The organism is Streptomyces sp. NPDC006997, from assembly GCF_040635175.1.
Classification (GTDB): Bacteria; Actinomycetota; Actinomycetes; order Streptomycetales; family Streptomycetaceae; genus Streptomyces.
The window spans coordinates 28,003-39,980 of the sequence record NZ_JBEYHH010000026.1 but is presented as its reverse complement, the minus strand read 5'-3'; the positions used below and the strand labels follow the sequence as shown (position 1 = coordinate 39,980).

Annotated in this window: 10 protein-coding genes; 8 read left to right on the top strand and 2 right to left on the bottom strand. The window is 70.8% G+C overall.

Translation table 11 applies throughout. From position 1 onward, the window contains the following. The 7 genes from nadC to ABZ659_RS24650 all read left to right on the top strand — a co-directional run bounded on the left by nadC (position 1) and on the right by ABZ659_RS24650 (position 4,936). On the top strand, positions 1-972 hold the full coding sequence (gene nadC, locus ABZ659_RS24680) for a carboxylating nicotinate-nucleotide diphosphorylase (protein WP_360224032.1): 972 nt from the start codon (positions 1-3) through the stop codon (positions 970-972). Between the two features lie 4 nt (positions 973-976). After that, the gene (locus tag ABZ659_RS24675; RefSeq protein WP_360223925.1) at positions 977-1,774 is read left to right on the top strand and encodes a type III pantothenate kinase; all 798 of its coding nucleotides are present in this window, start codon (positions 977-979) and stop codon (positions 1,772-1,774) included. 513 nt (positions 1,775-2,287) lie between these two features. Next, on the top strand, positions 2,288-2,977 hold the full coding sequence (locus ABZ659_RS24670) for a hypothetical protein (RefSeq protein WP_360224030.1): 690 nt from the start codon (positions 2,288-2,290) through the stop codon (positions 2,975-2,977). 18 nt (positions 2,978-2,995) lie between these two features. Then, positions 2,996-3,181 carry a hypothetical protein gene (locus ABZ659_RS24665; protein WP_360223923.1) on the top strand — a complete coding sequence of 62 codons (186 nt, stop codon included), beginning with the start codon at positions 2,996-2,998 and terminating at the stop codon, positions 3,179-3,181. Between the two features lie 146 nt (positions 3,182-3,327). After that, the gene (locus tag ABZ659_RS24660; RefSeq protein ID WP_360223921.1) at positions 3,328-3,801 is read left to right on the top strand and encodes a BlaI/MecI/CopY family transcriptional regulator; all 474 of its coding nucleotides are present in this window, start codon (positions 3,328-3,330) and stop codon (positions 3,799-3,801) included. A gap of 10 nt (positions 3,802-3,811) precedes the next feature. Then, a complete protein-coding gene (locus ABZ659_RS24655) occupies positions 3,812-4,345 on the top strand; it encodes an amino-acid N-acetyltransferase (protein WP_360223919.1) in 534 nt (177 codons plus the stop codon). A 255-nt stretch (positions 4,346-4,600) separates the two neighbouring features. Further along, positions 4,601-4,936, top strand: a complete 336-nt coding sequence (locus ABZ659_RS24650; protein ID WP_360223917.1) for an Lsr2 family protein — start codon at positions 4,601-4,603, stop codon at positions 4,934-4,936. Here ABZ659_RS24650 and ABZ659_RS24645 read toward each other — a convergent pair. After that, a complete protein-coding gene (locus ABZ659_RS24645) occupies positions 4,915-5,619 on the bottom strand; it encodes an SCO3374 family protein (RefSeq protein ID WP_360224028.1) in 705 nt (234 codons plus the stop codon). The two genes, ABZ659_RS24650 and ABZ659_RS24645, sit on opposite strands and share 22 nt — an antisense overlap. 430 nt (positions 5,620-6,049) lie before the next feature. Here ABZ659_RS24645 and ABZ659_RS24640 point away from each other — a divergent pair, with 430 nt between their 5' ends. Further along, the gene (locus ABZ659_RS24640) at positions 6,050-8,575 is read left to right on the top strand and encodes an ATP-dependent Clp protease ATP-binding subunit (RefSeq protein ID WP_360223915.1); all 2,526 of its coding nucleotides are present in this window, start codon (positions 6,050-6,052) and stop codon (positions 8,573-8,575) included. 81 nt (positions 8,576-8,656) lie between these two features. Here the strand turns inward: ABZ659_RS24640 and ABZ659_RS24635 are convergent, their stop codons facing one another. Continuing rightward, positions 8,657-11,743 carry an NACHT domain-containing protein gene (locus ABZ659_RS24635; protein WP_360223913.1) on the bottom strand — a complete coding sequence of 1,029 codons (3,087 nt, stop codon included), beginning with the start codon at positions 11,741-11,743 and terminating at the stop codon, positions 8,657-8,659. Positions 11,744-11,978: the final 235 nt, after the last annotated feature.

Here is an 11,978-nt window from a genome sequence, read left to right as displayed (position 1 = left end):
GTGACCACCCCCGACCTTCCTCTCGCCCAGAGCGGCGGCTGCGGCGACGGCTGCGCCTGCGGCGCCGACGAGTCCTACCTGGACACCGGCCTCGACCCCTCCCTCGCCCAGCTCCTGGCCGACGCGGGACTCGACCCCGTCGAGGTCGAGGACATCGCCAACGTGGCCCTCCAGGAGGACCTGGCGGGCGGCGTGGACGTCACGACGGTCGCGACCATCCCCGACGAGGCCGTGGCCACCGCCGACTTCGTCGCGCGTGAGGCGGGCGTGGTGGCGGGCCTGAGGGTCGCCGAGGCGGTGATCTCCATCGTCTGCACGGACGAGTTCGAGGTGGAACGCCACGTCGACGACGGCGACCGCGTGACCGAGGGCCAGAAGCTCCTCTCGGTCACCACCCGCACCCGCGACCTGCTGACCGCCGAGCGCAGCGCGCTCAACATCCTGTGCCGCCTCTCCGGCATCGCGACCGCCACGCGCGCGTGGGCGGACGCCCTGGACGGCACCAAGGCCAAGGTCCGCGACACCCGCAAGACGACGCCGGGCCTGCGCTCCCTGGAGAAGTTCGCGGTCCGCTGCGGCGGCGGCGTCAACCACCGCATGTCCCTCTCGGACGCGGCCCTGGTCAAGGACAACCACGTGGTCGCCGCGGGCGGCGTCGCCCAGGCGTTCAAGGCGGTACGGGAGGCCTTCCCGGACGTTCCCGTCGAGGTGGAGGTCGACACCCTGCACCAGCTCCGCGAGGTGGCCGACGCGGGCGCCGACCTGATCCTGCTGGACAACTTCACTCCCGGCGAGTGCGAGGAGGCGGTCGCGCTCGTCGACGGCCGCGCCGCCCTGGAGGCGTCCGGCCGCCTCACCCTGGCCAACGCGAGGGCGTACGCCGAGACCGGCGTGGACTACCTCGCCGTGGGCGCCCTCACCCACTCCTCGCCGATCCTGGACATCGGCCTGGACCTGCGGGCCGCGGAGTAGGGCCATGCTGCTGACGATCGACGTAGGCAACACCCAGACCGTCCTTGGCCTGTTCGACGGCGAGGACATCGTCGAGCACTGGCGCATCTCCACGGACGCCCGCCGCACCGCCGACGAACTGGCCGTCCTGCTCCAGGGCCTGATGGGAATGCACCCCCTCCTCGGCGACGAACTGGGCGACGGCATCGACGGCATCGCGATCTGCGCGACCGTCCCCTCGGTCCTGCACGAACTCCGCGAGGTCACCCGCCGCTACTACGGCGACGTCCCCGCGGTCCTCGTCGAACCGGGCGTCAAGACGGGCGTGCCCATCCTCACCGACAACCCCAAGGAGGTCGGCGCGGACCGCATCATCAACGCGGTCGCCGCGGTCGACCTCTACGGCGGTCCCGCGATCGTCGTCGACTTCGGTACGGCGACGACGTTCGACGCGGTGAGCGCGCGCGGGGAGTACATCGGCGGGGTCATCGCCCCCGGCATCGAGATCTCCGTCGACGCGCTCGGCGTCAAGGGCGCGCAGCTGCGCAAGATCGAGGTGGCCCGGCCGCGGAGCGTGATCGGCAAGAACACGGTCGAGGCGATGCAGGCGGGCATCGTCTACGGCTTCGCGGGTCAGGTCGACGGCGTGGTCTCCCGCATGGCGCGGGAGCTGGCCGACGATCCCGCCGACGTGACGGTGATCGCGACGGGGGGTCTGGCGCCGATGGTTCTGGGCGAGTCGTCCGTGATCGACGAACACGAGCCGTGGCTGACGCTGATCGGGCTCCGCCTGGTGTACGAACGCAACGTGTCCCGCATGTGACGTACCACCCACGCCGGGGCGGGTTCCGCGCCCCGGCGTGGCTGCTGGCGTGGGGTGGGTGCGCGTCGGCGCCGGCGCGGCGGGGTGCCTCCCCCAAGCTCTTCGAGCCGGGGGACCCCCAGCGCCACCCTCCCCCAAGCCCTCGGCTTCGCACGACCAGGGGGAACCCCCAACACCCCGGCGGCACGACTGCCCGCAGCCAGGGCGGCAGGCGGCGGCCCGCAGCAAAGCGAGCAGGCGGGCCCGCGGCTCAGCCGACGACGGCCCGCGGTCGCCGTACGACGGAAGGGGACGGGCCGGCGGGTGTCCGCCCGCAGTGGTTCGCGCGGAACACCCCGCACACCCCCGACGCCCACAGCCCGCGCGGTTCCGAGGACGGACACCCCCCCCGGCGCGGCCCCGACCCACCCCCGGCGGAGGCGACCCGCGCGCCACAGCGGACGGATACCCAGAGTTTGTCTGATTAGCGCGTATTGTCGGCATATGCCTACGCCCTACGGATCCCGCGGCGGCATGGCGTTCGGTGTGGAGGAGCTGCGTGTGCTCCGCCGTGCTCTCGCTCTTGCCCTTCACCCAGGTCGCGCCTCGGCCGAGGACGTCCAGGACTGCCTCAGTCTCGCCGAGTCCCTAGACGAGGCCACCCGCGAGGGCGCCCGGCTGCGGGCCTTCCTCGTGGCCGACCTGGCCCGCTACCGCGCCGCCCTCCCCGGCACCGCGGTCGGCTACCTCGCCCTCCTGGAAGAGGTCCTCCCCACGGGGTACCACCCCACCCCCGACGACCTCGCCGCCCTACGCGCCCTGCGGGGCAACCCCAGAGCCGCCACCCTCCTCGACCGCACCGACCGCACCGACCGCACCGACCGCGCCGACCGCGCCGACCGCACCGACCGCGCCGACCGCGCCGACCGCGCCGACCGCGCCGACCGCGCCGACCGCGCCGACCGCGCCGACCGCACCCCCCGCCCACCCACCGTCCCCGCCTGCCGCACCCCCCTCCTCGCCCTCCCCGGCGGCCGCGCCGCCGACACCCCCGCCGAGAAGCCCACCCAGCCCGCGCCCCCCAAGCCCGCCCAACCGGCGAAGAAGCCCGCGGAGAAACCGGCCCCCGCCCGCCGCCCCGTCCCCACCCCGGGCGAGGTCTTCCCGCGCCGCAAACCGCCCCAGCGCCCCGCGAGCCCCCCACGGCAACTGGCCGCGGGCTGACCTGGCTACCCTGGAGCCATGGACTACGTCTCCGCGCTCGTGCCCCCGGTCGTCATGGCCGTGCTCTTCGTCGCCGTGATCCGGGTGATCGTGAAGACCCAGGGCGGCACCAACAAGGCCAAGGAGGACGCGGCGGTCGACGCCGCCCTCAAGCGCGCCGAGACCGTCCGCCAGAACTCCCAGCCCCCGGCCGGCGGCGCCTGACCCACCGCGGCTCACGGCATCCTGCCCCACCCCGGCGTACGGCGAACCAGCCGTACGCCCTTTTTGTCGCCCTTCGCCACAGAAAGTGCCCGTCCAGCACGCGATTACCGAGATCTCCCACTATTGTGCTGAGGGTGCCTCGCCCATTGGGAGAACTCGAAGACGCGGTCATGACGCGGGTCTGGAAGTGGAACCGCCCGGTGACCGTTCGAGAAGTCCTCGAAGATCTGCAACAGGAACGCTCCATCGCCTACACCACGGTGATGACCGTTTTGGACAATCTCCATCAGAAGGGCTGGGTGCGCCGCGAAGCCGAAGGCCGGGCCTATCGATATGAGGCGGTCTCCACCCGCGCCGCCTACGCCGCCGCGCTGATGAACGACGCGTGGTCACAGAGCGACAACGCCGCAGCCGCCCTCGTCGCCTTCTTCGGCATGATGAGCGACGAACAGCGGCAGGCGCTCAGCGACGCCATCCGCGTGGTCCAGGGCCCGGAAACCCCCACCCGGGAAACCCCGGCCCCGGAAACCCCACCTCGCGAAACGCCCCCCGAGAACCCGGCACCTGAGAACCCCACGCCCGAGAACCCCGGCTCCGCACCGGAGACCCCCGGGCGATAGCGTCCCGCTCATGTCCGCAGAGCGCCCTGAAGTCACCGCGAAAGCCATCACCGTCCGGCGGGCCCGGACCAGCGATGTCCCGGTCGTACGCCGACTGCTTGACGCCTACGTCCGCGGTGGCATCCTGCTCGACAAAGCGACGGTGACCCTTTACGAGGACATCCAGGAGTTCTGGGTCGCGGAACGGGACGACAACGCCGAGGTGGTCGGCTGCGGCGCACTGCACGTCATGTGGGAAGACCTCGCGGAGGTCCGTACTCTCGCGGTCAAGCCCGGCCTCAAGGGCGCGGGCGTCGGACACCGGTTGCTGGAGAAGTTGCTCCAGACCGCCCGCTGGCTCGGCGTTCGCCGGGTTTTCTGCCTCACCTTCGAAGTGGACTTCTTCGGGCGGCACGGCTTCGTCGAGATCGGCGAGACCCCCGTCGACACCGATGTCTACGCAGAGTTGCTGCGTTCTTACGACGAGGGCGTCGCGGAGTTCCTCGGGCTCGAACGAGTGAAACCGAACACCTTGGGCAACAGTCGGATGCTTCTGCATCTGTGACCTACCGGAGCCTTGTGGCGACGTAGCGATCACCCCCGGGTATTCGGTCCCCCACCCCTGCCCAGGTTCCCTATGTCCGAAACGCGCACGTTTCCGGGCCGGGGGTGGGCAGTGGGTCTCTCCCAGGGGTTTGTGTTTTTCCCGCAAAAGCGGTTTGCTTTCCGGCGTAGTGCAGTACTGCATATAACAGGGGGACGGCGAAACGGCGGACGCCGCGGCTCCCAGGCCCTCACGTTATCGATGAAAGGAAATCCGGTGGCACAGAAGGTTCAGGTCCTTCTTGTCGACGACCTCGACGGCGGCGAGGCGGACGAGACCGTAACGTTCGCGCTGGACGGCAAGTCATACGAGATCGATCTCACGACTGCGAATGCGGACAAGCTGCGCAGCCTTCTCGACCCCTATGTGAAGGGTGGTCGTCGTACCGGAGGCCGTGCCTCGGGCGGACGTGGAAAGGCGCGCGCCGCTTCCGGCGGCAGCCAGGACACCGCTGCGATCCGTGCGTGGGCGAAGGAGAACGGTTACGACGTCAACGACCGCGGCCGTGTTCCGGCGACCATTCGCGAGGCTTACGAGAAGGCCAACGCCTGACCACGGGCGCGCCTCAACCGGACCCGGTGGCACGCTGTTGCCACCGTGTCCACCAGCCGTACGAGATCCGGGGCTCGCCCCGCACCTCCGGCACCCCCCATCGCCGACATGGTCGGCAGCGAGGCCTCGACCTCGCAATCGGGCGAAGGGGGCCGCAGCCACACGGCGGCCCCCCGCGCCCCGGAAGCCCCCGACTCCTCGGTAACGACAGAACCGCCAGGCGCCGCAAACACCCCAGCCACATCGGCTACCCCGGCCAGCCCGGCTACCCCAGGCCCCTCGGCTACTCCGGCTACCCCAGCCACCTCGGCTACCCCAGGCGCCTCCACCACCCCACCCACCCCCACCGCGCCCAGATCCAGCCCCGGCGCCAAGGCCCCCCACTCCAGCCACTCCAGCAGCCCGGGCAGTTCCTCGGCGCTCCCCGGGGCCACCAGCAGCCGCATCCGGTCGCCCCGTACGGCCACCGGAGAGGACGGCGCGAGATGGCGCAGCCCGGCGCGGCCCGCCTCCGCGGGGACGTCCAGGACGTCGAAACGGGGCCCCACGACGAGTCCCAGGGGCGGGCCGGGCGCTGTGGGCCACCCCAGATCGTTCTCGTAGTACCGCCGAAGCCGTCGGCCGGGATCGCCCGGGTCGAGCGGACGACGGGGAAGCGGGACCGAGGGAGGGGCGCCAACCATGCCAAGCGCAACCGCCGGAGGCGCGGTCAAGTTACGCTGGGTATCGCCTGGAACGCGCAGGGTGTCGAAGCGGGGGGCGCGTGGAGGTATGGGGAGGCGCAAGGTTGTTCGCCCGTAGCGGAGGGAACAGGTGCGCGCGGCATGGACTGTCCGTTCTCCCGGGTAAGACATCCCTAGTGGGAGGGGGCGACACGCAGGACAGGACGTCTCACGTTCGCCATCGGCGTACTGGCGAAGGGGGTAAGTGCCTGGCCTGCGGGAACATCGTCTCGCACCATCGGGTTGGAGCAGATGTCGGCGTTCGGGGTCAGGAGGCCATCGAGGGTGTCGGCAGTTGGAATGAGCGGTCCCCGCTCGCGGGACTAAGCTGCGGAAGGACAGGGAGGGGAAGTTCCCCCCACTGCCTGACCGCTCTGAGGAGCGATTAACGATGTTCGAGAGGTTCACCGACCGCGCGCGGCGGGTTGTCGTCCTGGCTCAGGAAGAAGCCCGGATGCTCAACCACAACTACATCGGCACCGAGCACATCCTCCTGGGCTTGATCCACGAGGGTGAGGGTGTCGCCGCAAAGGCCCTGGAGAGCCTCGGCATTTCGCTTGAGGCGGTCCGCCAGCAGGTGGAGGAGATCATCGGGCAGGGCCAGCAGGCCCCGTCCGGGCACATCCCCTTCACCCCCCGTGCCAAGAAGGTCCTGGAGCTGTCGCTCCGCGAGGCCCTTCAGCTGGGCCACAACTACATCGGCACGGAGCACATCCTGCTCGGCCTGATCCGTGAGGGCGAGGGCGTCGCCGCCCAGGTCCTGGTCAAGCTGGGCGCAGACCTCAACCGCGTGCGGCAGCAGGTCATCCAGCTGCTCTCCGGTTACCAGGGCAAGGAGACCGCCACCGCCGGCGGCCCTGCGGAGGGCACCCCCTCGACGTCCCTGGTCCTCGACCAGTTCGGCCGGAACCTCACCCAGGCCGCTCGTGAGTCCAAGCTCGACCCGGTCATCGGGCGCGAGAAGGAGATCGAGCGGGTCATGCAGGTGCTGTCCCGCCGTACCAAGAACAACCCGGTGCTGATCGGTGAGCCGGGCGTCGGCAAGACCGCCGTCGTCGAGGGCCTCGCCCAGGCCATCGTCAAGGGCGAGGTGCCCGAGACGCTGAAGGACAAGCACCTCTACACGCTTGACCTCGGTGCCCTGGTCGCGGGCTCCCGCTACCGCGGTGACTTCGAGGAGCGCCTGAAGAAGGTGCTCAAGGAGATCCGCACCCGCGGCGACATCATCCTGTTCATCGACGAGCTGCACACGCTGGTCGGTGCGGGTGCCGCCGAGGGCGCCATCGACGCGGCGAGCATCCTGAAGCCGATGCTGGCCCGCGGTGAGCTCCAGACCATCGGTGCCACCACGCTGGACGAGTACCGCAAGCACCTGGAGAAGGACGCGGCCCTGGAGCGCCGCTTCCAGCCCATCCAGGTCGCGGAGCCGTCCCTGCCGCACACGATCGAGATCCTCAAGGGCCTGCGCGACCGGTACGAGGCGCACCACCGCGTCTCGATCACCGACGAGGCCCTCGTCCAGGCCGCGACCCTGGCCGACCGGTACATCTCGGACCGCTTCCTGCCGGACAAGGCGATCGACCTGATCGACGAGGCCGGTTCCCGGATGCGTATCCGCCGGATGACCGCGCCGCCGGACCTGCGCGAGTTCGACGAGAAGATCGCCGGTGTCCGCCGTGACAAGGAGTCCGCGATCGACTCGCAGGACTTCGAGAAGGCCGCCTCGCTGCGCGACAAGGAGAAGCAGCTCCTGGCCGCGAAGGCGAAGCGGGAGAAGGAGTGGAAGGCCGGTGACATGGATGTCGTGGCCGAGGTCGACGGCGACCTGATCGCCGAGGTCCTCGCCACCGCCACCGGCATCCCGGTCTTCAAGCTCACGGAGGAGGAGTCCAGCCGTCTGCTCCGCATGGAGGACGAGCTGCACAAGCGGGTCATCGGCCAGAACGACGCCGTCAAGGCGCTGTCGAAGGCGATCCGCCGTACCCGCGCCGGTCTGAAGGACCCGAAGCGTCCCGGTGGCTCGTTCATCTTCGCCGGTCCGTCCGGCGTCGGTAAGACCGAGCTGTCCAAGGCGCTGGCGGAGTTCCTCTTCGGCGACGAGGACGCGCTGATCTCCCTCGACATGTCGGAGTTCAGCGAGAAGCACACGGTCTCGCGGCTCTTCGGCTCGCCCCCCGGCTACGTCGGGTACGAGGAGGGCGGCCAGCTGACCGAGAAGGTCCGCCGCAAGCCGTTCTCCGTCGTCCTCTTCGACGAGGTCGAGAAGGCCCACCCGGACATCTTCAACTCCCTGCTGCAGATCCTGGAGGACGGTCGGCTGACCGACTCCCAGGGCCGGGTCGTGGACTTCAAGAACACGGTCATCATCATGACGACCAACCTCGGCACCCGGGACATCTCCAAGGGCTTCAACCTCGGCTTCGCCGCCGCGGGTGACACGAAGACCAACTACGAGCGCATGAAGAACAAGGTCTCGGACGAGCTGAAGCAGCACTTCCGGCCCGAGTTCCTCAACCGCGTCGACGACGTGGTGGTCTTCCCGCAGCTCTCGCAGGAGGACATCCTGCGGATCGTGGACCTGATGATCGGCAAGGTCGACGAGCGCCTGAAGGACCGGGACATGGGCATCGAGCTGTCCCAGTCCGCCAAGGAGCTGCTGTCCAAGAAGGGCTACGACCCCGTGCTGGGCGCCCGGCCGCTGCGCCGGACCATCCAGCGCGAGATCGAGGACTCGCTGTCGGAGAAGATCCTCTTCGGTGAGCTGCGCCCCGGTCACATCGTGGTCGTGGACACCGAGGGCGAGGGTGAGGCCAAGACCTTCACCTTCCGTGGCGAGGAGAAGTCCGCCCTGCCGGACGTCCCGCCGATCGAGCAGGCGGCCGGTGGCGCCGGTCCGAACCTGAGCAAGGACGCGTAGCCGCTGCGCTCGGCCTGAGCAGTCAAGAAGGGGCTGCCCCGGAACCCGGTCGGGTTCCGGGGCAGCCCCTTGTCGTAGGGGCTAGAGCAGCGGCCGGGTGGGCTCGACGGTCGGGCGTACCGGCAGGGCGGACAGGACCGCCTCCGGTACGTCCGTGACGCCCGGGGTCAGCATGAGGGTCAGCTCGCGCAGGTTCGGGAAGAACCGGCCCAGGCCCGACAGATCCTCCGTACCGTCGACACCGTCGAGGCGCAGGCCGGTGACGCGGGGGAGTGGGGGGCCACTCCAGGCGAGGTGCCGCCAGTGGAGGTGCAACTCCTCCAGGGCCGGATGGCGGGCGATCTCCTCGTAGTCCTCGGGGGTGAGCGGGGGCAGGACGGCGAGGTCGAGTCGCTTCAGCGCGCCGAACCGGTGCAGGCCGCGCAGCCCGGTTTCCACGAGTGCCTGCCTGGTGAATCGCAGGGAGTGCAGTGGCAGCTCGTGGGGCAGGGCCTCGTCGAGGGAGGTGGCTCTCAGACGGACACCCAGGTCGAGCTGGTTCAGGGTCGTTGACACGGCGAGCGGAGCGAGCGCGTCCGGCCGCTCCAGGCCGGGCAGCTGATCGAGCGAGAGCCAGGTCAGTGGCAGGTCGGCCAGCGGCGTGACGTCCGTGACGGAGGGGCAGAGACTGAGACGCAGGTAAGCGAGCCGGTGCAGCCCGGCGAGGCCGCGCAGATCCCCCAGGCGCCTGTTGTCGTGGACGAACAGGCGGGTCACCGTCTCCGACGACAGCCCGCTCGGGTCCACCCCGCCGACGAGCTGGAGGTAAGGCCGCCCGCCCGCCTCCCGCAGGATCCGCAGGTGTTCGTCCGAATGCACGGCGAAGAGAAGGCTGTCCTCGCGGAGCCGGGTCACCACCTCCTCCCCGTACCACCGCGCCGGGAACCGGTACCACGTCCACGCCAGCTGCGCCCGCACCTCCACCGCCGGATGCTCCCGAAAGCGCGCCAACACCGGCACCGCCCCCTCCGTCCCGATCAGCGAGGCCGTCACCACCACCGCCCGTGCCTCCTCGTCCGTCAGCCCCTCCGGACCCGGCAGCAGCTCCAGCACCAGTGGCCCCACCTCCGCCAGTGCGCGGGCCTCCTCCGTCGTCCGGGGTGGGATCAGCGTCGCCGCCCCCCGCTCGACCTCCGCCCGGACCGCCGGGTCCAGCTCCGTCGCGTGTTCCAGCGAGGCCAGCGCGAGCAGCCGTGTCCGGGTGCTCGCGGCGCCCTCCGCCCGGTCCGCGGCCGAGGCCAGGTCGCGCAGCAGATCGGCCCGCTCCCGGGGCCGGGCGTGGGCCATGGCCATGCGGATCACGTCGGCCCACTGCTCGTCCGCCGCGCCGCGCACCAGCAGGCCGAAGTCGCCGTCCTCCACGGCGGCCTTGGCGCCCAGGTAGTCCTGGAAGGTGCGGTGGACGAACTCGACCGTGCCCACGGCGGGTTCGCGGAGCAGCCCGCTGCGGATCAGCAGATGGCGGAGGACCGTCCCGGCGTCCCCCTGTGCCGCCGCCGACGGCAGGGACGGCAGCACCTCGGCGATGATCCGCTCGGCGCGTTCGCGGTCCATCTCGGACTGGTGGTTGCGGATCAGCCAGTAGGCGAGCCGTTGCAGCAACTGGATCTGTGGCAGCTCGCTGAGCCGGACGTCGTCCTGGCCGGTCATGTCCCGCTCCTCGTCGCGCCGCGCGAGCAGCATCGACAGGGCGGCGTCGTACAGCTCCTGCCGACCGTGCGGCAGGTAGCCGCGCCGGTCCCGGTGCAGGGCGCAGACCAGACCGCACATCAGCGGGTTGGTGGCGAGCCGGCCCAGGTCGGGCTTGGAGCGTACGGCGTCGAGCAGGGAGCGTTCGTAGGCGTCGAGGCGTTCGGTGTCCTGGGCGTCGGCCCGGGCCGCCGTGTGCCAGCGGGCGATGAACGCGGCGATGTCGTCCTGGCCCATGGGGGCGAGGGCGAGTTCCGTGAAGCCGTCGGCGGCGAGCCAGTCCTCGCGTACGGCGGAGGGGCGGGCGGTGACCAGCCAGCGGTTGCCGGGATAGACGTCCAGCAGTTCGCGCAGCCAGCGCCGGGTGCGCTCGCGCTCGCGCTCCGGGACCTCGTCGACGCCGTCCACCAGGAGCAGCGCGCGCCGGGCCGTGAGGACGCGGTCGGCCCATCCCTCCGGCTGGCTGGCGTGGAACGGGACGCGTACGGCGGCCAGGAGGGCGTCGGGGGAGGGGAGCCCGCCGGGGTGGCGGACGAGGGTGCGCAGCGGCAGCACGAAGGGGACCAGGTCACCGCGCTCACCGCGGGCCGCCGTCACCGCGAGCCACTGCACGAGCGTCGTCTTGCCGGACCCGGCGACGCCGCGCAGCAGCACCCGGTCGTGGTCGGCGAGGGCCTGTTCGGCGGGGAGGGCGGCGGCGGAGTGCTGCCCGGCGAGGACCTCCTCGGCCGGTCCCAGGGCCTGGAGGCTGAGGTAGGCGGCGTCCAGGGGCCAGCGGTCGGGGGAGTGGTGCAGGTCGATGCCGTAGATGGTGAGGTGGCCGTGGCGGGCGGGGACGTACGCCTGGTAGCGCTGTTCGAAGGCGGGGTCGGTGCCGCCGGTGGCCGGGGTGCGGGCGATCAGGGCGTCCACCTTGGCGATCAGCTCGCGCTGCCGCCGGGTCTGTTCGACCAGGGCGCGGGGGACGAAGGTGGACCGTTGGGTGAAGAAGTGCAGGACGTGCAGGCAGGCGGTGTCCAGGAGGCGTTCGTGGAAGAGGGCGGCGTCCTGGGAGAGCAGCCGCGTGGGGTCCGGACGGGCGGCGTCGCGCAGTCGGCGGGCCAGGGCCCGGTGGCCGAGTTCGACAGCCTGTACGTCGGTCATGTCCAGGTCGCCGAGGGCGTGAAGGCTCAGGGCCAGAGTCGTTCGTACGGCCTCTTCCTCGTCGGCCGTGACGGGCCGCTCGCCCTCCTCCAGCGCCCGTCGCACCAGCTCGGCGGTGAGCTTGTCCAGGTCGGCGCGGTTCAGCGTGCGCTTCTCGCCCCTGAACGACACGAGGCCGGAGATCCGTACGGGCCGGTCCACGAGCCCCGCGCCCGGTCCCTCGGTGACGAACAGCTTCCTGACGAGGGGGCCTACTACCCCCGAGGCCACCTTGACGCCGATCACCGACGGTTCCATCCGCCCACCCCCTGAGCCTGACCGAAGTGCAGGTCAGCAGCGTAGTCCGGGTCACATTCCGGGGGTGGTGGGCGAGGGCGACCGGTGACATGCCGCACAGGCGTTTTGTCCGTTACTAGGCGGAATAGTGGGCACCTCGGACTGCTCATCCCCTACGTGTGGCCTGTCAGCAAGTGGGAAGTTTCAGCGTTCATTACTAGCTTCCGTCGTAGATCACACGTTTGGGGGATTCGTA